This window comes from Paenibacillus silvestris, assembly GCF_009882985.1.
GTDB classification, from domain to species: Bacteria; Bacillota; Bacilli; order Paenibacillales; family NBRC-103111; genus Paenibacillus_E; species Paenibacillus_E silvestris.
The window spans coordinates 635482-657290 of record NZ_WTUZ01000020.1; the positions used below are offsets into that span (position 1 = coordinate 635482).

A 21809-nucleotide genomic window follows, 5' to 3' on the forward strand; every position below is an offset into this window, starting at 1 on the left:
TACAGGAGAAATGACTTATGCCGTCTTTTGACTCTTCACTTCTACTATGGAACGAGCAAACAAGCTCTTTTACACTGCCGCTGCCTGAACCTTTTCGCTATGAGCAAAATCTGGGCTATTTGACCCGCTCCACCAATGAATGTCTATTCCATGTGGATAACTCCGCTATTTATAAGCTGCTTCTTATTGGGGATAACCGAGTGCTGATCGCTGTCAACAGTGAGGATAACTTACAGCTTCGCATTCGCATTTTATCTAGCGAAGATACTCCCGTGACTCCAAGCCTTCTTGAAAACGTCGCACGTTATGTGTGGGAGTGGTTTGATCTCAGCACAGACCTTACTTCCTTCTACGAACTAGCTGTTCACGACATGCTGCTGAACCAAGTCACTCAGGACTTTTATGGACTTCGTCTGCTGGGGATTCCTGATCTTTTTGAGGCGATGAGCTGGGGCATTATGGGACAGCAGATCAATCTGACTTTTGCCTATACACTCAAAAGGCGTCTCGTAGAAACCTTCGGTACCCGGCTAGACTGGGAAGGACATACCTATTGGGCGTTCCCTGCGCCTGAGCGGATTGCCGAGTTAGCACCAGAAGCTTTGACAGCCCTGCAATTCACGGGTAAAAAGGCCGAGTACTTAATCGGCGTTGCCCAGATGATGGCGGATGGCAGGCTGGTCAAAGAGCAGCTGCTGGAGATGAACGATTTTGCTGCGATGGAGAATGAACTGCTGAGCATTCGTGGCATCGGCCCATGGACGGCCAATTATGTCCTTATGCGCTGCTTGCGCAATACCGCCGCCTTCCCGATTGCGGATGTTGGTTTGCACAACGCGCTGAAGCATATGCTAGGTTTGGACGAGAAGCCGACACTTCCCTATATTCGCCAGCTGGCTGAAGGTTGGAAAGGCTGGGAGGCTTATGCTACCTTTTATTTATGGCGTGTCCTCTACTAGAGCTTGAGAAAGAAGGAGCGAACTCACAGTGAAATTTCTAGGGTTAATTGAACATCTATTTGCTCAGTACGGTTACTTGGTCCTGCTGCTTGGGCTGCCGCTTGACGTCATCGCCCTTCCGATCCCTCCTGGCAACACAACCATGACCTATACAGGGTATTTATCATATAAAGGCGTGCTGCGATGGGCGCCGGCCATGCTATCTGCCTGGGTCGGATCGGTCATCGGCATGACGATCACCTACCTAATTGGATACAAGCTGGGGACGCCGATTATCGAACGTTATGGCAAGCTGCTGTTTCTCAAACCCCACCATTTGGACAAGACACGGAGCTATTATGAGAAGTTTGGCAATAAAGTGCTGCTCTTCAGCTTCTTTTTACCCGGGATTAGGCAGTTTATCTTCTACTTTGTAGGCATCATTCGCATTCCATTCCGTGTTTTTGCGATGTATGCTTTTACAGGTTCTGCCTTATGGGTCGTCGTTTTTTTTAGCATTGGCTATCTGTTCGGCGAACAGTGGCAGGCGATGTTCATGTGGGTAGAGCAATTCTTGATTTATGCGATGATTGGTGCGTGTGCAGTGCTGGCAGGGATCCTTTTGTTCAAATGGCGGAACCGCTTGAAGACGGGGATTTAAAGGACATTAGGCGTTATAAGGCTCAAAAAAGGTTGCCCCATCGGTCACAGAGATCGATAGAGGCAACCTTTATTCCATTTATTGTGGTGTTGCTGGTGGCTCTGGTGCCGCTACCCGTTCTGGCGCTCCTGGATGACCAGGCTTTCCTTTGAATTTAAAACCTTCATGACCCTGACCCGGTTTCATCGGGGGCACTCCGCCTTTGCGTTCCACGAAACTTTTCAGCTCATCCGTTAAATTGTCTTTCAGCTTGGTAATCAGTTGATCTTCTGTGATGCCTTTATCCTGGGCGATGTCGGCAAGAGACTTCCCTGCTTTGCGCTGCGCAGCAAGCTCGTCTTCCGTGATTCCGAGGATCGTTGCGATTTCAGCGTTGTTACCGAACATACCGCCAGGCATCATGCCGCCACGTGGTTGTACGCCTTTGAAATCACCTTTGAAATCCATAACATTCGGTTTCGACTCCACCATTTTTTTCAAGCGATCCGCTAGACCCGATTTCATCTTATCGGCCTGCTCCTGCTTCAATTTTCCGGCTGCGAGTGCGTCATCGATTTTCTTCGTCTCGGCTTCCGTTATTTTGGCTAGAAGTGCCTCTTCCGTTAGATTCGCTTTCTCTTGGGCGATTTGCACCCATGTTTTGCCTTGCTTGATCTCATCTTTCAACACGGCTTGATCAATCCCAAGAATAGCAGCGAAATCGAAAGAGCCTCCTTTGCCGAATTCAAATCCGCCTTTGACTGGCCCGTGACCTTGGTTATGTACTCCTCCGCGAAAATCTCTATGATGGCTATCCTTAACTTTGTCCTTCTGAGGTGCAGGCGACACTGTACCCGTCTCATCGGCGAATACCTGGTTATGCTGAAGCACGAGGCCACCGCCAATAAGTAGTCCTGCTGAGAGCGTTCCGACCAGCACTTTCCTGTGAATGAGCTTCATCCTGTAACTCCACCTTTTTCATGAATTGGTCTAATTGGCTTCAGTATACAGGGTAATTGTGAAAAAAATGAGAAGCGGCCGCTCGTTCACCAAAAAAGTTTACGCCGTCTTTCTGCCCCTCGTCATTCCTACGAAACAGAGAATTGCCCCTATCTCCATCACAGCAATAATGATGCCAAGCGGAACTGCGGTGTGGCTGCCCCCGAGACCAACAAGCGGAGCAATCAGGCCACCGATGATAAAAGAAAGCAGTCCCAGCAGCGCTGCTGCACTCCCCGCCGTTTTCCCTTGACTCTGCAAAGCGAGTGAAGAAGTAGCGATGGAGACAGGGCCTACGCTGGAAACGATGAAGAAAAACGCGACAAGGATGGCTGGAAGCCCTGTCCCGATCAGAACGGCGGCGAGCAGCAGCATGCCACCGAAAGCTGCCATAGCAAGCCCACCGGCCAGCAAGCGATGATCGCTTATTTTGCCTGCGAGCTTGCCAGTCACCTGGCCGGCTAGGATGACGCCAAGCCCGTTCACTGCGAAGCAAACACTGAATATTTGCGGGGAAACCCCGTAAATCTCCTGCAGCACGAACGGCGAGCCGGAAATATACGCGAACATACCGGCAAAGACGAGCCCTTGTGTTAGCGCATAGCCCATGAACATGCGGTCTGTGAGAAGGCCGCGGAATGTGCGCAGCGTATTGGCGAGTCCGCCCTTGGAACGGCGATCCACCGGATGCGTTTCCTTCAGGCCCCATGTTGCGGCTAGGAGCATCAATACGCCAATGGCACCTAGAACGAGGAACACGCCGCGCCATGATGTGAACTGCAAGATCTGCCCTCCAGCGATTGGGGCAAGAATGGGCGCAGCCCCGTTAACCAGCATGAGCAGCGCAATAAATTTCGTCAGCTCCACGCCTTCATACATATCCCGAACAATCGCCCGGGAAATGACGATCCCTGCTGCGCCCGCCAAGCCTTGCACGAATCGCAAGCCTAGGAAAACGCCAATGGATGGCGCGAACATGCACAGGATCGAAGAGATCGCATAGAGGATCAATCCGATCAGCAGTGGCGTGCGCCTACCGCGCACATCGCTTACAGATCCTGCGATGAGCTGGCCGATGGACAGACCCAGCATGCAGGCGGTGAGACTCATTTGCGCTAGTGAGGTGCTGGTGTGGAGATCGCTGGCCAGATCCGGCAGCGCTGGCAGATACATATCCAGCGAGAGCGGCCCGAAGGACGCCAGTGAACCGAGTACGAGCACGATCCATAATCGGCTGTAGCGGCCTGCGGACAGGCCGGCTTGGGAAGCCAGTTGGTTGGACATCTTGATCACAACTTTCGTTTAGTAGTTCAATTAAGCTAACATTGTGCTTAGATTTTGTCTAGTGTGGTTTTTGGGGCCAATAGCCGCTATAATGACACATAGACGAAGAACGTCCCTATTCATCCTTTATGATGAATCAGGGGCGTTTTTTTATGAATACGAATAGGAGACTGCGCTATGAATTCTTTCCTTTTTCATGAACAACATCAAGCTTTCATTGCCTCCCACGCCGCTCGAAGAACAGGAGAACGCAAGGCACGACTCGAACGCGGACATCTGCATGCGGAAACATTGTTTTTGGAAAATGTGTGGTTCCCTATGCACGGACATTTCGATCTTTTGCACCCAGAGTATGAAATTTTGGATTGGAGAGGACGCTCTTACTTCGGCGACTTCGCCTACCTGCCGGGAGAGCTCAAGTTCATTTGGGAAATCAAGGGCTTCGGCCCCCATGTGCAAGATATGGATCTCAAACGATACTGCGAAGAACTAAACCGCGAAACCTTCCTCCAAGCACTTGGCTTCCGTGTCATCTCATTCGCTTATGATGACGTGGCTCACCGACCCGAGTTATGTATGACCTTGATTCGCATGCTGCTCAGCCGTTTCCAATCTGCCCCCTCTCCTGTTCATCGAGCCCATCTGTCTGAAAAAGAGGTCATTCGCCTACTCCATCAGTTAGCACGACCTCTTCGCCCCAAAGATGTTGAATGGCATTTTGAGATCAACCATAGAACGGCCTTAAGGATGCTCCAATCCCTATGCAAAAAAGGTTGGCTGCAGCCGATCAGCCGCACCCCAAATGGCAAAATCGTTCAATATGGCCTCGTTCGCGGGATTTTGGACTATCTAGACTAGCAGATGACGCCCAAACGCCTCTTCGCACAAGCTAAATCATGCAAAAAGTACATGTAAATCGGCGTATACCCACGTTTTCAGGAGGCGACATGTAAAAAGTACAGTAAATTCCGCGTTTCTAGCCACTTTATATCTAAAACACGCGAATTTGATGTACCTTTTACATGATTACTCTTCACAAACCTGCAAATCCAATAATTTGCTGCACTTTCTGCAGGTAAATTCCGCAGGCCAATGTCCAGCAGAGCCCGCTGAACAAAAGAGCCCCCAACACCCTCGGGGTGTTAGAGGCTCGATCTCAATAACTGCTTACTTCGTTACTTTCACAGTCAGCTTCTCACTGGAAGTAACGCCACCCGCATTGACCAACTCGCAGCGATATTCGTACACGCCGACAGCGCGACCCGCGATCGTGCTCACCGCGCTTTGAGCGCTAGGCGAAGCTGCGGTTAACGCCTTCGTTTCGATCAGCACACCATTTTCGTACAGACGATACTCCGTCGCATTCGTTCCCCACCACATGTTCATCGATACCTTGTAGCTGCCATCTCCATCCCAATTGTCTTGGGAAAGGACCGGCTTGCCAGGCGCTGCATCCGTAATTTTCACGACCAACGGAGCGCTTGTTGTTGTTCCAAAGGAATTAATAAGTTCACTTGTATACGTATAAGTGCCATTGGCTTTGCCTTTTACTTCTACTTTGGCCGTTTGGGCAGCCGGTGATGCGTCTGTCAGCGATTGCGTCTGAATGAGATCACCATTTTCGTACAATTTGAAAACAGAGCCGTTATTGCCCCACCACATATTCATTGTCACTGTGTAGTTACCGTCTTTCAAACCAGTCGCTTGACCACTATTGTCTGACAACACCGGCTTGCCTGGCGCCCCTAAGGACAACGGCTTCACAACGGTGATCGTTGCAGCACCCGTATGCACGGTTGTTCCATTTAATGTAACAGCTGCTGTTAACTGCGCAGTACCTTCTGCCACCGCGCTCACTTTACCTTGTGCATCAATGGTCGCTACCGCTCCATTACTTGTGCTATAAACAATTACAGCACCGCTAAGATCAGCAGCCGCCCCATTGCTCAAAACACCCACTACATGCGTCGTTGTTGTTTCACCCGGTTTGAGTGAAGTCGCATTAGCCGAAAGCGTTGCTTGGCTGAGCGTTACTTTCGCGTTCACATTAAAAGGTACATTCGCTTGCGCCGCATTACCCGCAGCATCGACAATACGATAGCCTACTGTGTGTGCCCCTTGTGTTAGGCTGCCGGCTGCAATGGATTGACCGCTGTTGATTACCGCATCATCTAGCAGCAACGTCTGCTCGGCTACGCCTGAAAGTGCATCTGTACTAGCTAACACAAATGTTAATGTATCCGCATCTGTAACATCCCCAACCGCGTGACCAGACTGCGTTAACACGGCTGCTGGAGCGGTTTTATCCAGCTTTACTTGCAAGGATTTCGCAGCTTCCGCATTTCCTGCTGCATCTGTGGAAGAATACGCAATCGTATTCGTGCCTTCCGTTTGAATCACGACTGGCGCCTCATAAGGAACCTCAGCACCGCCGTTTAAGCTGATCTTCGTTGTTACATCGCCCGCACTGTCATCCACTGCCGACAAAGATACGGTCACATCTTCCTTATACCAGCCCTCACTGTTCGCAGAGCTAGATAAGCTCGCAGTCGTAACAGGCGCTGCTGTATCAGCTGTCACTGTGAAGTCGCTTAAACCTCTTGGCTTCAATTGGAATACGCCTTTGAAAATAGCAGCGACACCCTTAATGCTCACCGTTTGTCCCGCTTGGTAAGGGAACGAACTCAGTGTCAAACCCGTTCTTACATCAACACGGATGTGATTGCTCACTGAACCTTTGACTGCATCAAATTCAAAAGAACCTGCCGGCGTAGCGCTGATGATATTGCTCACGGTAACATCGCTAAGCTCAATCAATTGCCCTTGATTGTCATTCGTCACTGCTGTCGCAGCTATTGGCGCTGGAAGTGCTGCAACGCCTGTTTTTTCGATGGCAACTGGGTCCGCTAGCTCCAGCTCTGTATTGAATACAGCCGTAGATGCTGTAACTTTCACTTTATCTCCTTGATGAAAACCGCTCAGACTTTGGAACACGTAGATTCCGCCTGTTTCATCCTGCAGGTAGAAGGCCTGGCCGCCAAAAGCACCCGGTTCTGTCGTAACGACACCTTCCACAGTCACCAATGTGCCAGCTGCTTTACTCCGAGCATCAGAGATATCGATTTTCGCTGGGATTGGGTTTTGCTCTTCCGGTAAAGACTCAGCTGGTACGTTGCCTAGGGTAACGCCCTCGGTTTTCAGGTTCGTAGAAGCTTGACGCAGGCGTAAATTCGCCGCAGCCGTTGTTCCAGGCTTAACGCGAACCAACAAATCCTTCGTTGCATGACCATTGATATCCGAGGTCACACTGAACTGTGTACTATATCCGTAGGCTGTAGGCCATGTGCCATCAGCATTCTGAACCATTGCAATTTGCGTGCCGCCGCTAACCAAATAAATCCCTACGTTGAACCCCGTAACCGTCGTGGACGGGGGCAGGTTATCCACTACAACGCGCAGTGGGAAGTCCACTGCATTCGGCAGCGTTGCTTGATGCACGAAGCTGTAAGCTGCACTCGCCGTCGCTGCAGGTCCGCCGTAGGAGCCCGCTTTGAAAGTGCTGCGGTCGTACCATTTGTAGCCGGCATTCGGTGCCGCCCAAGGTTCTGGCTGTGGCTCCGTGGAGGCAGCTGGCGCTTCGAATGGCAGCAGCGCTGTCGGCTGATCCAACTGCAAGCCGCTTACTTCCGACAAGCTAGTGTAGCTTTCCTTTTTCGCAAGCCAATTCACCATATTAACCAGCAGGACGCCGTCGTCCACTTCTTTGAAACCGTCATAAGTCGTCTTTTTCGCACCTGTATCTTCACGCAAATACTTCGGCGTCGCATCCTCCACTGGTGAGGAATCGCCGATGAATGCAGCTTTACCTGCGCCTGACTTAGCTATAGCGACGAACGGGCCTTCCGCCACGCCGCCTCCGTTATATACACCTTGATCGACTGCATTTGCCCAAGCCTCATTCGTTTGCGGTAAGTACGCAATTCCTTTGGCCTTGGTCGGATCGATGATCGCCAGTGTTGATCCCGCATGCATGGCTACGCTTGAAACGCCTGTAGTAATACCGAACGACTGCTGTGGCGACACGATTTGGTTCGCATTAATATCACCTAAAGCGTTATAGCGGAAGCGTAAACCGAATTGCGTTGCTAACCAGTCCGAACTGGCTACATCCTGCATAGCTGCTGAGGAGCTTTCTTCGGCGCTCATGCCGCTGGCTGGATTCGTCCACGCGCCACGACGATAGCCGTTGAATACTTCCGAACCGTCCCAACGGTTCTTGTTGCGGTCCGCATTGTAGTGATCTCCAATGAAGAAGATACTTCCGCCGCCCTGCACATACTGCGCCAGAGCTGCTTGCTCGCTCGTTTTATAAGGAACATTAGACTCAGCTACGACAAAAACGTCATAACCGCTCAAATCACTGAGTGTGATGGGTGTTGTTTTACGTAATTCTTTGACGTAGTAGCCGTTATTCGCTAACGCGTTCCCAAAATCAGAAAAAGCACCGTCGATCACCCAATCCGCTGCACCAGCGGTTTGTTCATGCGTGTTATCGAACAGTACCTTCTTCCCTGCATTTCCGTTGACTACCTTCGCTTCAATGAATGGAGCCGGATCATTTGGCCCTTCCGCCATTACCGCCTGCCAGCTGCTTGTAGCCAGCACTTGTAGAGGTAGCGCTACCGTTAAGGCCAGCGCCGCTTTTATCGCTTTTGCTTTCCATCCCGCTCTCTTACCCATTACAAATTCCTCCCTTATCATCTATGTGACAAGCCTTGTACCGCCCCTTATTTTACCATGGTTCAAAAAGGGATAGTGCATTTTTTTTGTAAACATTAGGAAATTCGTGTTAGCTGACAACGGCATTGACGTTTTTCTGTTCTAGGTGTTGTTTCTGCCAAATGGTCGTCTTGCACCCTAGTTGATCGTTCTTCCGATCTGCTAATTGGGGAACTACAGGCCGTTATTCCTTTGAAAAGGCACATTTTCCGTCTGTGTGGAGAACTGTGGTCCGCTATTTCACCGATTTCACCAGATAATTAAGCCATAGTGCCGAGATAGAGCCCTGTAGTTCCCCTCAAGAAAGAAAATAGCTCGTTTTCCACCAAATAGCGGACTCCAGTTCCCTCAGTGAAGGCTTAGCGAGATTCTCGCTAGTTTTATAAATTTGTTTTTGGCCGGAGAGGTCGGGGTTGGCTATATTGGGTTGGGTGAGGTGAAGGTAGGCTATATGGTGTTGGGTGAGGCGGAGGTTGGCTATATGGTGTTGGATGAGGTGGCGGGTTGGCTATAGTGTGTTGGATGAGGTGGAGGTTGGCTATATGGTGTTGGATGAGGTGAGGGATATCATACGCTGAGGTGGGAGGGCTAGGAGTATCGGATGTCGCGCGAGGTAGGTGAGGTGAGGTGGGATACGAAAAGCAGCTAACAAAAAACCCGACGGCGTCTAATCCGTCAGGTTGTGTATGTTATCCGGTTAAGACTGTGCCCCCTTGGTCTGCCCACGGAAAGCATTCGGCACCGTCCCGGTGTGCGCCTTGAACAGCTTCCCGAAATAGTTTTTATTCTCGTAGCCGAGCATGTCGGCGATTTGTTCCACGGTTTTATCCGTGATTTCTAGCAGCTCCTTCGCCTTCTCCATCTTCATTCGCGTCACATACTCCACGAAATTCTCACCGGTCTCTTTCTTGAAGAGCCGACTCAAATAACTGGGATGAAGGTGCAGATGGACCGCCGCGTCTTCCAGTGATATTTTCATATGCAAATGATTATAAACGAACCGCTGACACTCCAGAATCTCACGGTTGTGCGACTCGCGGTACACCTGCCCAGCCCATTGAATCGCTTGCTGCAGGTAATCCTTCAGCCACAATTCCAGCTCCCGTACAGACGATAGTTCATGCACATCATGATGCAAAAGCTCAGATGAAAACGTCGACTGGTAATGCTGCAGCGATTTGAGCCGCATTCGCACGTCGAGAATCATCTTCAGCAGCCACTCCTTCACTTCCATGGGCCGAAACCGATGGTACTGGATGAAATCAATCCACTTCGAGACGTACATATCGATTAAATCGGACCTTTCATCGAACACCACACTTCGAAACTCATCCAGCGTCTGGGCATACTCTGCAAGCAGCAATCCCCCATCTCCGAACACTTCCCGCACATGCTCCAGCTTCATGACAGAGCTTTCCGGCAAGTAGAACCGCGAGCTCCGTCCTTCTACCATGCGCTTCAGCTGCTCCTTCAAGGAACGTACATCCTTCGCTGGACTTCCCGTTATGAAAGAGAACGCCACCTTCGCATATTGCTGCAAACAGGCTTGCAAATGACGCAGCGTCTGCTCGACCTTCTGGCTGTTATTCACATGCATGCTGCCATATTGAGGGAACAGCAATATAATTTCGCCCGTATCATAGGTGAACAATGTGATTTCTTTCTGATCGACGAGCAGCTCTTCAATGATATTCTGAATCGTATAATCGAATAAATCTTTGGATTGGAAGCGCTGATTCGCCTCCTTCACCCGGTTGGCATACCCGAACACCGGCAGCACCCCGTGCTGTCCAAGGCGAAGGCCGAACCCTTCCGCTTGCTGGCTCCACTCCACCGAATCAAACAACGGCTCATTGACCGTACTCCGGATAAAATGGCGCTTGGAAGAGCCGCGGCGCAGCGCGGCCTCCCGCTCGAGCTTACGGCTTTTGGATTGCACGTGATCCTCGGCATCAAGCTGCTCCTTCAGTCTGCCTAGGACCTCAGAAATGTTGCTTATATTCATCGTCTCTTTCAGAATATACTCACTCACGGAAAGCTTCATCGCTTTTTGTGCAAAGTGGAAATCATCGTGACAAGAGAGAATAACCGCCTTGATATGAGGGTCCTCCTCACGGAGCGATCTGATCAAATCTAAGCCGTTCATTTCCGGCATACCGATATCGCTGATCAGCACATCGGTTTTGGAACGCCGTCCAGCTTCCAGAGCATCGAGCGGGTTCTCGAAGGCTCCTGCCAAACGGAACCCCAGTTCTTCCCATTTGATCGCTGAGCTCAAAAATTCAAGTACAGGTAAATCATCATCGACAATTATGACTGTATACATGCTTAGCCCTCTTTTCCTGTCTGCTGCGGAAAGCGCAGGACAATCTGCGTTCCCTGATCTGGCCCGCTTCCGATTTCATAATCGAATCGATGGCCGTAGATGATGCGAAGGCGCTCTAATACATTTTGCAAACCGATACCAGACAAGGAAGGGCTTCGGGAAGCCTGGTGATGCTTCATAGGCAGCGTCACCAGATGGGAGCGAAGCTCTTCCAAACGCTCTAGTGTCATACCGATACCCGAATCCCTTACCTCAAGCTGAAGCCGCCCATCCTCACAGATCCTGGAGGCAATCGTAATTTCTCCAGGTTTGCTTTTTAGCCCATGAATATAGGCATTTTCGATGAGCGGTTGCAGCAGAAACCGAGGGATCTCAATCAGGAGCGTGTCGGAAGCTGCCGAAATACGCAGGTTCACCCGATCCCCGTGCCTCGAATTAAGAAGTCGAACATAATGTTCGATAATCTCAATCTCCTCATGCAGTGGGATATATTCGTTATTCCGGTTAATGGTCATCCGCAAGAGCGACGAGAGGGAAGAGATTAATTCCGCGTTCTCGGAATCCCCCTTCATCATAATTTTCAAACGGATGGAATTCAGCACATTAAACAGAAAATGCGGATTGATTTGCGCCTGCAGCATCGCTAACTCCGCCATGCGCTTGAGCTCCTGCTCGCGGCGGTTTTCCTCAAGCATCAGCTCGATACGGTCAATCATGCGGTCAAACACATACCCAAGCCGCCCCACTTCATCCACACCGCTAATGTTGGAGCGTTCGCCGAGCTGACCGGATTCAATCCGGACAACGGTTTGGACAAGCCGCGCAATCGGTTTGGTGAGCGTACGCACCATATATAGTAAAGTAACGGCAAATAGGACCAAGAAAAATAGTTGAATTAGAAAATCTGTTTTCCGAAAAGACTCAATCTTATGCGCAGCTGCTTTATAAGGACTCATATTAACTAGCTGCCACTCCGGCGTCACATGGCTGCTGAGCAGAATATAATCTTCTCCCGCCACCTTCACGAAAGAGGATCCATCCTCCTTGGGAATCTGATCGAAGTAAGGGAAAATCGTACCGATGGTTGAGGAATCTTTATCGACCAGAATGCGTCCCTGTTGATCAATAATCGCCATAGATTCATTATTGTGATACTGATTGAAAAGCTCTTGCAGCAAGCGGGGATCCAGCCCCACAATCACATATCCATATGTGACATCGTTCTTGCGAAGCGGCTTGGCTGCAGACAGCAGGTACGGCTGATTCGTCAATTCGCTGTAATTGGGCTCAGACCCGATCCACAAAACATTGTAGCCGGATACTTGTTCAACGGCGCTAAACCAGCTTTTTTTCATAAAATCCGTCGGATTAAAAGAAAAAGTCGTATAGGAGGCTACATACTCCTTGTTGGGCAGCAATACCGTCACACTCAGATTGCCGAAGGAATCGATAACCGTTGACATTTTTTTCGTTATCGTCTGTTTATATTGCAAAACATCTCCCTTATCCGTGCCCTCATTGGCTCTGCCTAATTCCCGAATGGAAGGCTGCAACTCCTCGTCAAACTGAATGAAGTTCATGACATAAATCATATTTTTGATCTGGGCATTCACAATTTGACTTACGATCCGATTCGATTCGCGCGAGGAATCAGTCACCTGTGATCTTACCGCATCCCTTGTAAACAGGGAGGAGACGTTCATGGATACAACGGATGGCAGAACGAGACAAACCAGTATCGTCAGCACCAATTTATTGCGTAAAGATAACCTGCGAAGCCAACCCGGCACTGCGTTCTCCTGCCTTTCGAATACACCTTTGGAAATGGGAAAAAGAGGAGCCCAAGGCCTCCTCTTTTCATTATAGCAATAATCTTGCGCAATTCGTTACTTCTTACTTCGCATTGCTCTTACGGATATCTTCAATTTTTGTTTTCGCTGTTTGGATTGTTTTCTCCAAATCTTGTTTGCCTGTCAAGAACAGCTCAACTTGCGTCAAGTATTCTTTCTCTTGTTGCAGCGCGTAAGTTGGAGGAACAACTAGTTTCGTTGCTTTGTTAACTTTCAAAGTAGCAAGCAAGGATTCTTTATCGATCATAGCAACTTGATCTGGTTTGCCGCTTTTCAAAATCGCATCAACGTTTTTCTCAACATCAGCTTTTTTCCATGCGGAGAAGAAGAGACCTTGCGTTTGAATACCTTCTGTTGTGTACCATTTCACGAAATCATAGGCTGCTTGTTTATTTTTGGAGTTCGCAGCTACACCCATGAAGTCAGCGCCTACTTCTGTCAGACCGTTTGGATCTTTGGCGTCAAATTTCGGATATGGAGCAAAAACGGTTTTGAATTTCGCATTCAGGGAAAGCTCACCAACCATCCAGTTACCAGTTGCTAGCATAGCTGTTTTACCGCCGTAGAACACATCACGGTAAGCCATTTTTTGCGATACAACTTCAAAGTAAGGAACGGATGTTTTATCTACATTCTCCATTTTGTTTCTCAGGTCAAGGGAATAACGAACTTTCGGATTGTCGATGTTTTGCGTACCATCGGATTTCACCAAGTACGGGTTCTCCATATCATTGTTCAGACCAAGCAGCGCGTAGTCTTTCCAGTTATGGAAGTAGGAACCGTAGGCTTTAGAAGCCCCTTCACCTTTGGTCAACTTCTTAGCGTATTCCGCATATTGATCCCATGTCCATTCTGTTGGAACAGGAAGCTTCGCTTCATCGAGCTTGTCCTTGTTCAAGAGGACGAACCATTCAATCATTTTACCTGGCAGCGCATAGTATTTACCATTTACTACAGGATCAAGTTTATATTCGTCTTTTACAACAATGTTATCTTTTTTCAAGTAATCATCAAGCGGTTCCAAGATTCCTGCGCCTACACGTTGAGCGAAATCAGATGCGCTGGAATACATCACAACGTCCATTTGCTCGCCTGAAGCAGCTAGAAGGTCAAGCTTTTTCATGCCTTCTTGGGAATCGCCTTTCTCGGACATGCTTTCATACACGACTTTTACGTTCGGGTGCGACTTGTTGTATGCATCAACAGTTGCATTCCAGTTCCCTTGTGCTTCCGTGTACCAACCTTGGACTTTAATAGTAACAGGAGCTTTCGTTCCGCCCGCAGCACCGCTATCAGCAGCAGGTTTTTCACCTTTATTACCACAGCCTGCAAGTGCAGCACTGATAGCAAGCACACCGCTTAATACTAGTAAACTCTTTTTCATAGGAAACCCTCCAAGTGAGCTCTGATTTGGTTGAAAACCTTTACATGATCGATCGTATCAAACTTACAGTGAGCACACGAGGCACTATTTTAACCTCATGCACTCATATTTTGACTTTTTGGATTATCCCTTCACGCCGCCCATCGAAATGCCTTCGATAACCTGTTTTTGACCAATGATGAAAATGATCAGAAGCGGAACGATAGCTGATACCGATGCAGCCATGATTAGCGAGTAGAACTCACCGTTCAAGTCAGCGAAAGACCGGATGCCTAGCGGAAGCGTGAATAAATCTTTGGTTCTAAGGAAAATCAACGGGTTCTGGTAATCGTTCCATGTCCAGATGAAACGCAGAATCGCATACGTAGCAATGGCTGGACGCACAAGCGGCGTACAGATGGACCAGAAAATTCTGATATGACCCGCACCGTCAATCCGAGCTGACTCCATGTACTCATCATGAATACCTAGATAGAACTGACGAAGCATGAATGTTCCGAGAACACTGAAAGAACCTAATAGAATTAAACCAAAGTGACTGTCGAACAACCCGATCCAACGGAAGAGCAGGAACTGCGGAACGAGAATGGCTTGGCTGGGAATCATATATATCGCCAGGATTAGCACGAAAAGCGCGCCCCGACCGCGGAATTTGATTTTTGAAAAGGCATAAGCAGCCATAGAAGAAAGTAAAACGGATAATGCCGTTGTTAATACGGAAACTTTAATAGAATTCCAATAGTATAGCGAGAATTTGGTTTCCCAAACCGCTTTATAGTTTTCAATTACATTCCAATGCTGCGGGATCCACTGTATCGGATAGGCGAACACGTCGGCTTCCGGCTTCATGGAAGCGGAGATCATCCATAGGAATGGTGACATGAATAGTATGCCAACGACAAGCATGACTAATGTAAGGAGAGTTTTTTTCAACTTTTGATTCTTGTCCATAGTGGTATTCCTCCTTCTCTTTAGTAGTTCACCCATCTACGCTGACCAAGCCATTGTACAAGTGTAATCAGCAGTACAAGCAGCAGAAGTACAATTGCCATAGCTGAGGCATAACCGGATTGCAGGTTAACAAAGGCTGTTTCGTATAGACGATATACGACGACTGTCGTCGAATTTGCTGGTCCACCGCCAGTTAGGACGGAGATAACGTCAAATGCTTTAAAGGTACCGATAATCCCCGTTACTAGCAGGAAGAATGTTGTTGGTGATAAAAGAGGTACCGTGATGCTCATAAGCTGTCTGAACTTGGACGCTCCGTCAATATCCGCGGCCTCATAGAGATCTTTGGGAATGGACTGCAAGCCAGCCATGAAAATAATCATGTTATACCCGATACTGATCCAAACCATAAGTCCCATGACGCAGTACAAGGCAACATCCGGGTCAGCCAGCCATTTCGGCGGATTCGCAAAGCCTAGATCCATCAAAACTTGGTTAATTGGACCGTACGTTGGGTGAAATAACACCTGGAACACGATCGCTACGGCAACAACGCTAGAAATGTAAGGAATAAAGTAAACAACCTTGAAGAAATCTTTTAAATAGATTTTTTTATCAATGACAACCGCTAGAAGAAGCGAGAATACGAGAGTTAAAGGAACGACGATCATTAGAATCATGTTGTTCTTCAGGGATAATAAGAAGACAGAATCGTGCACAAGCTTGATAAAGTTATCTAAGCCGAGAAATTTCACTTTTGAAAATCCGGCAACAAAGTTCCAATCCGTGAAACTGAGGAAGAAGGACGCAATAATTGGAAATAAAGTAAAGACGAATAGTCCGAGTACCATTGGAGCAACGAACGCATATCCGATCAGATCCTCACGTATTTGCGCCATCGAACTTCTGCGTTTCACTTTCGCATTTGAAAGGGTGCTCGCATGTGTATGTGTATTGTTAGCCATATGATTATTCACCCCATGTGTTGTGTTTTCTATAGTCTACCTTGCGAGGGCAGACCCTGGTAAGTCAAATAATTTACTCGTTTGAGTAAAATTTTAACCTTCCATGTACCCTGCAACCTCCTCAGCACAAAAAAAATCCGCTAAGCCCTCAGGCCTATCGGATATACTCCTCTTACTTATTTGCTTCATGCACCTTCAGGAGTTTCCCCTTGATCGTTGTGTTCTTCATGATTCTGAGCACCAGCGGCCCTTTGCCGTTCAGAATATCTACATACGAAACGTTATCCTGGATCGTAATAATGCCGATATCCTCTGCCGTCACGCCTTCAATCTTCGCTAATGTCCCAACGAAGTCTACCGCTCTGATCTTCTTCTTCTTGCCGCCGTTAAAATAGAGCTTCATGATGCCCTTGTTTAACTGATCGCTTCTATCTCTCTTAATGACCGGCGTCGCTTGCATTTTCCGTTCGAAAGCTGGCAAACTCTCCGCGATTGCCTCCTCTGTGGGAGCATCATGGCGCGGGATCTCGAAGCCAATATATTCTTCGATCTCAGCTACATGTCTCATCTCATTCGGAGTAACGAATGTGATGGCTTTGCCTGTCTTCCCTGCTCGGCCCGTTCTTCCAATCCGGTGAACATAACTTTCCTTCTCCAGCGGCAGGTCATAGTTAATGACGTGAGTGATATCCTCCACATCTATGCCTCGTGCCGCGACATCCGTAGCCACCAGGAAACGGAACTCCCCTCTTTTGAAGGCATTCATCACCAGGAATCGATCGTCCTGCACCATGCCGCCGTGGATTTTGTCGCACGGATACTCAAGCTGATCCAGCTCCTGGAAGACATCATCTACATGTTCTTGCGTTCTGCAGAAAATGATGCAATTGTCAGGATTCTCTGTCACGAAGACATCCTTAAGCACATTAAACTTCTCTGTTTCTTTCACGGTTATCAGCGCGTGTTCAATCTGGACCTTCGCCGCTTCCGGCGTTTGAATTTCAATATCTATCGGGTTCTGCATATATTGATGACATAATTGTTCCACGTCCTGCGGGAGTGTTGCCGAGAACAGCATCGTCATGCGGTCCTCGCGAACCTCATCAATGATCGCTCCCACCTGCTCAATGAAGCCCATCCGCAGCATCTCATCCGCTTCATCGATGACGAGCATCTTGACCTTCTCCAAATCCAGCGTGCCCTTCTGAATATGATCCAGTACACGTCCCGGTGTACCGACAACGACGTGACACTTCTGGTGAAGCTCCAGCTTCTGTTTGGCAAAAGGCTGTTTGCCGTATAGGGCCACCGCTTTAATCCGCTTGAACCGGCCGATGTTCGTGATATCCTGCTTCACCTGATCTGCAAGTTCTCGCGTCGGTGTCAGAATTAGCGCCTGCGGCCGATTCTCTTCCCATTCTACCAGCTCACAAATCGGGATTCCGAAAGCCGCTGTCTTCCCGCTTCCCGTACGCGACTTCACCGTGAGATCCTTCTCCTGAAGCGCAATCGGAATCACTTCGTGTTGTACATCAGTTGGCTGCTCATAACCTAGACTCTGCAGGGCCCGAACGATATCCTCGCTCAATCGATAATCCGTAAAACTTCTTAATGCCACTAAATAACTCCCCTTCATTGTAGAGAACTGCCAAATGTAACTATCTTACCAAAAAAACCAAAAGAAATGAATGCAGCGCTACTTGCTATATTTCCTCAAATGGGTAAATTCAATTAAAAAAAACCATGAATTTGCGCTGACTCTAGCGCTAGCTCATGGTTAAAATGAATATCTCTGACTATTCTCCCTGTCAACAATTGACAGACCTTAGATATTGAACAATATGACGGGGCTCCACCTTTTCCGTACCTTGCCAAGCCGAATCAGGCTTATAGCAGGCGACTATGGTATAGTCCTTATCGATGTCGCATAACCGGAGCTGCCAAGCCTCTCCGCCAATCCACTTTCTTCCCTCAACGCCGTCATCCGATAGAACAGAAAAACTATCCAGCTTCAGCGAGAGTCCCTTCCCCAGCGCTTTGATATAGCTCTCCTTTGCCGACCATACCTGATAAAATCGAGACTGCTTCCCAAGGTGGGTGGGAGCCTCCCGAATGAAGCGATATTCCTCTTCAGCAAAAAACGAGCGCGCTATAGCCTCATCGAAGGGTTGAATATGTTCCACATCTAGACCAACTGGTTGACTATCTACCAGACATCCAACCCATTTTCCCGAATGTGATAGGTTGAAATGATAGTCCGCAACGCCGTGCAGCCGCGGTTTCCCGTACTCGTTATGGATAAACCGGATTTGAGAATTCACCAGATGAAGATCGGCCATAATAACTTTACGCACGAGCAGATCGGCCCAGATTCCCCTTAGCACGTCTTCTTTACGGAGAAATCTCTGCAGCTTCGCCCGCTTTTCTTCGCTCGTATAGCTTAGGAGTTCCGTAAGCGGAGCAACAGTGTCAAGATCCAGCTCCAGGGGCAGAACATATAATCGCGCTATCGGTAACACCTCTTTATAAATAGGTTACCATTATCTTACCCGTTTGAGTCTCTGTGCGTCTAGGATTTACTCCTCTATCAGCTTAAAAGCTTTCACAGCTTGCTCTAGCTTCGCAAAGTTCTCCTGATTTTCCGAGAGAGGTTTATCAGAACGAATCGCTTGCAGCACATGCAGCAGTAAATATTCAGGCATATCCACATCAGGCGAATTTGCTGTCATAGCCACGATCAGTTCAAGCTCTGGAACAACGAAAATGCGTCTCCCCGCTGATCCCGAGGCATAGTAAATATCGTATTGCTTCTTGCTCCCCCTTACGATTCCCTTAGGCAGCGTCTTTGACCACCAAAAGAGACCGTAGCCCCCTTTTGTTCCGTTGCTGTAATTGAGGGTAGTCCGCGCTTGCACCGAATCGCGAATCCATGTTTTGGGGATAATCGTTTGATCCTCCCATTGGCCTTGCTTCATATATAGATAGCCAATCTTGGCCATATCCCGCAATGTCAAAGCCATTGCCCAAGCGCCAATCGTCCGCCCTTGCGTATCATCATCCCAGTTCACGTCCGTTATGCCCAAGGGCCCAAACAAACGCGACTTGGCGTAGTCGAACATAGACTCACCTGTCACCTTGTGCAATAAAGCCGACAACAGATGCGCATCACCGTTACTATAATTAAACAAGGACCCTGGCTCCACATATCCCGGGCGGTCCAAGATGTACTGCACCCAGTCTGATGAATACATCATCTCCGTTGAGGAGTCTTCATTTGTATTATCCCAAGCCATGCCTGAGGTCATGCTTAGCAAATGTTTAATCGTCATTTTGGACTTTAATGGATCACTCGCAAGTTCAGGAAAAAAATCAGCCATCCTCTGATCCAAACTAATCAACTTACGCTCTGACAAAGCAATGCCAACCAATGCAGAGGTAATGCTCTTGGTAACAGATTTAATATCTTGAGGCGTGTCTGCTTGTGTAGTTTGATTGTACGCTTCAGCAACCAGATGACCATTGCGCACTACCGCGATGCTATGTACCTGTTGGTTGCCGAACACTTCTAACATTTTAGCTAACGTGCCTGAGAACATCCCCTGCGCCTCTGGCGTGCTCGTTCTCCACCCCGCTGTTGGCCAATATTCGGTTGATGCTTTGTCATTCATTTGGAATGGCGATATGGTATTGTTACCCGATTGTAACGTGTTGTGTTGGGTTCCGGACATCTCTATCTATCCTTCCATCTTCCAGTGTGGTTTTAACCCTCTCTCTTTCTAATAGCTTACTATGCAATTATGAAGCAAATGTGACGTGAACCTTAATAAAAGATTAATAAAACCTGAACTTTAGATGAAAAAGTAAAGGAATAACCCGCTTATGTTACAATATTCGTAACTATTTTCCCGTCATGGGTTTCATATTGGAGGTTAACATGCGCAAACTCATCTTCTTCATAGGACCTGCAGGGGCAGGCAAAACAACGCTAGCCAAAGCCTATGCCAGTAAACACGGCGGCGCCTTTCTCGACATGGATACTTTGCTGCGTCCCGCAGCCGTAGCGATGATGACGCTGGCCGGGAAAGACCCCGAGGATCGGGATTCCCCTTTTTACAAGCAGCACTGTCGTGATCTCGGATACCGCATCACCATGGATGCCGCTCTCGAGAATCTGACATTAGACCTTGACGCCATCGTTATCGGGCCTTTTACCCGGGAAATCGGCGATCCGTTGTGGCTGGACCAAGAACTAGCTGCTATCAACGCGAATACGGAGAATGTAGTGGTTAAGGCTGTATACGTCTACCTTCCATCTGATGAAGCTTACCACTCGCGCATTAGCACTAGAGGCTCCGCACTGGACGTGTGGAAATTGGACAATTGGGAACAATTCAGTCCCTCCTTGCGTCGAGGTGAAATTCGATGGTCGGTTGATCCATCCTCCATTCTCTATCTCGACAATTCTGGGCCACTTACTTCTGAGAAGTTGGAAACACTTGAAAAATTCATCGGCGAAAAGCATTGATGCCATGCATTGACAACACAAATTGACAATTTATTTTGTAAAGTTACAAAATTGGAAAGTATAGCTTTACTTTTATACCACTAAAGCTTTACAATTTATAAATAATTCACTTTCCGCTTAAAGGAGTGTTTAGCTAAATGAGCTCGAAAACCTCCATGCAAGATATAGCCAATCTGCTCGGCATTTCCAAAAACGCTGTCTCTCTGGCCCTTAATCACAAAGCCGGCGTCAGCGAAGAGCTGCGTTCTCGCGTGTTTGAAGCCGCTCAGCAGCTAAAGTACCGAACGGAATCCAAGACGAGGAAGAAGCAGAATCACCTGCTCGTCTTATTTCCTGAATACATCCAGAACGACAAGAATTTCTACTACGAAGTTTTCTGGTCGATTGAGAAAAGAGCCAAAGAGAACGGCTATACCGCGATCATTAGCGGGGTGACGAAAGACATGGAACGCTTGTTGATCTTACCTGACCTCTATCATGAGATCGCGTTTAGTGGCATACTTGTCATTGGCGTCTTCAACCCTGCTTACGTTCGTAAGCTTAAGGAACTCGAAACACCCATTGTCACGGTGGATCATTGCTATGATGACCTGCAGCTCGATTCCGTTGTGACAGCGAATGCGGAAGGTGCCTGCAGCATCGTCAGCTATTTAATCCGCAAAGGTCACCGGCAAATTGGTTTCATAGGGGCGGGGAGCATGTCCAAAAGCTTCCGTGAGCGCTGGTTCGGATTCACCAATGCCATGTCCGATGCAGGATTAGCGATTGACAAAACCTTCTGCCTCATTGGTTCGAATAAGCCCGAAGCGCCTGAGGATGAGTTAGCTTCCTTCATGGATACAATGAGCGGTCTCTCCGTAAGGCCAACCGCTTGGTTTTGTGCTAACGACCGGATTGCCATTTCGCTGATCCAGCATTTGACTGCCAAAGGCTATCACGTGCCGAACGTTATGTCCGTCGTCGGCTTTGACGATATTGAAGCCGCGCAGATGGTCAGGCCACGTCTCACCACCATGCATGTGCAGCGGGAACAGCTAGCCTTTGAAGCCGTTGATCTGCTGCTTCGCAGGATCGAAAAAGGTGGCGTCCCTTCTAAAATATCAATTTACGGAGAATTGATTGAGCGGGATTCATGTGGCAAAGCATGAACGGGATTAGGAGTACCTCA

At 48.4% G+C, this 21809-nt stretch carries 16 protein-coding genes; 5 read left to right on the plus strand and 11 right to left on the minus strand.

Annotated elements, in window-relative coordinates:
* The first annotated feature begins 17 nt into the window (after nucleotides 1-17).
* Complete coding sequence (locus GQF01_RS18100; RefSeq protein WP_161408114.1) at nucleotides 18-959, plus strand: DNA-3-methyladenine glycosylase family protein; 942 nt, start codon at nucleotides 18-20, stop codon at nucleotides 957-959.
* Nucleotides 960-987: 28 nt separating this feature from the next.
* Nucleotides 988-1599, plus strand: a complete 612-nt coding sequence (locus GQF01_RS18105; RefSeq protein WP_161408115.1) for a DedA family protein — start codon at nucleotides 988-990, stop codon at nucleotides 1597-1599.
* 78 nt (nucleotides 1600-1677) lie between these two features.
* Here the strand turns inward: GQF01_RS18105 and GQF01_RS18110 are convergent, their stop codons facing one another.
* The gene (locus tag GQF01_RS18110) at nucleotides 1678-2538 is read right to left on the minus strand and encodes a hypothetical protein (RefSeq protein ID WP_161408116.1); all 861 of its coding nucleotides are present in this window, start codon (nucleotides 2536-2538) and stop codon (nucleotides 1678-1680) included.
* A gap of 99 nt (nucleotides 2539-2637) precedes the next feature.
* Complete coding sequence (locus GQF01_RS18115; protein WP_161408117.1) at nucleotides 2638-3861, minus strand: multidrug effflux MFS transporter; 1224 nt, start codon at nucleotides 3859-3861, stop codon at nucleotides 2638-2640.
* Nucleotides 3862-4038: 177 nt separating this feature from the next.
* Between GQF01_RS18115 and GQF01_RS18120 the strand changes: the two genes are divergently transcribed.
* The gene (locus GQF01_RS18120) at nucleotides 4039-4719 is read left to right on the plus strand and encodes a hypothetical protein (protein WP_161408118.1); all 681 of its coding nucleotides are present in this window, start codon (nucleotides 4039-4041) and stop codon (nucleotides 4717-4719) included.
* 309 nt (nucleotides 4720-5028) lie between these two features.
* On the opposite strand, the gene GQF01_RS18125 is transcribed toward GQF01_RS18120, so the two are convergent.
* The 9 genes from GQF01_RS18125 to GQF01_RS18165 form a co-directional block, all read right to left on the minus strand.
* Nucleotides 5029-8601 carry an OmpL47-type beta-barrel domain-containing protein gene (locus GQF01_RS18125; RefSeq protein WP_161408119.1) on the minus strand — a complete coding sequence of 1191 codons (3573 nt, stop codon included), beginning with the start codon at nucleotides 8599-8601 and terminating at the stop codon, nucleotides 5029-5031.
* Between the two features lie 736 nt (nucleotides 8602-9337).
* Nucleotides 9338-10966 (minus strand): response regulator transcription factor, encoded by a 1629-nt coding sequence (locus GQF01_RS18130; RefSeq protein WP_161408120.1) that lies wholly within the window; start codon nucleotides 10964-10966, stop codon nucleotides 9338-9340.
* A gap of 2 nt (nucleotides 10967-10968) precedes the next feature.
* On the minus strand, nucleotides 10969-12756 hold the full coding sequence (locus GQF01_RS18135; protein WP_161408121.1) for a cache domain-containing sensor histidine kinase: 1788 nt from the start codon (nucleotides 12754-12756) through the stop codon (nucleotides 10969-10971).
* A 103-nt stretch (nucleotides 12757-12859) separates the two neighbouring features.
* Nucleotides 12860-14200, minus strand: coding sequence for an ABC transporter substrate-binding protein (locus tag GQF01_RS18140; protein ID WP_161408122.1), 1341 nt, complete (start codon nucleotides 14198-14200; stop codon nucleotides 12860-12862).
* Nucleotides 14201-14323: 123 nt separating this feature from the next.
* Complete coding sequence (locus GQF01_RS18145; RefSeq protein WP_235959891.1) at nucleotides 14324-15151, minus strand: carbohydrate ABC transporter permease; 828 nt, start codon at nucleotides 15149-15151, stop codon at nucleotides 14324-14326.
* A gap of 20 nt (nucleotides 15152-15171) precedes the next feature.
* Nucleotides 15172-16116, minus strand: coding sequence for a carbohydrate ABC transporter permease (locus GQF01_RS18150; protein ID WP_161408124.1), 945 nt, complete (start codon nucleotides 16114-16116; stop codon nucleotides 15172-15174).
* 172 nt (nucleotides 16117-16288) lie between these two features.
* Nucleotides 16289-17734, minus strand: a complete 1446-nt coding sequence (locus GQF01_RS18155; protein WP_161408125.1) for a DEAD/DEAH box helicase — start codon at nucleotides 17732-17734, stop codon at nucleotides 16289-16291.
* 190 nt (nucleotides 17735-17924) lie between these two features.
* The gene (locus GQF01_RS18160; RefSeq protein WP_161408126.1) at nucleotides 17925-18635 is read right to left on the minus strand and encodes a 4'-phosphopantetheinyl transferase family protein; all 711 of its coding nucleotides are present in this window, start codon (nucleotides 18633-18635) and stop codon (nucleotides 17925-17927) included.
* A 57-nt stretch (nucleotides 18636-18692) separates the two neighbouring features.
* Entirely contained in the window at nucleotides 18693-19844 is a 1152-nt protein-coding gene (locus tag GQF01_RS18165) for a serine hydrolase domain-containing protein (protein WP_161408127.1), read from the minus strand.
* A gap of 206 nt (nucleotides 19845-20050) precedes the next feature.
* On the opposite strand from GQF01_RS18165, the gene GQF01_RS18170 reads away from it, so the two are divergent.
* On the plus strand, nucleotides 20051-20641 hold the full coding sequence (locus tag GQF01_RS18170; RefSeq protein WP_161408128.1) for an AAA family ATPase: 591 nt from the start codon (nucleotides 20051-20053) through the stop codon (nucleotides 20639-20641).
* 137 nt (nucleotides 20642-20778) lie between these two features.
* Complete coding sequence (locus tag GQF01_RS18175; protein ID WP_161408129.1) at nucleotides 20779-21789, plus strand: LacI family DNA-binding transcriptional regulator; 1011 nt, start codon at nucleotides 20779-20781, stop codon at nucleotides 21787-21789.
* Nucleotides 21790-21809 lie beyond the last annotated feature (20 nt).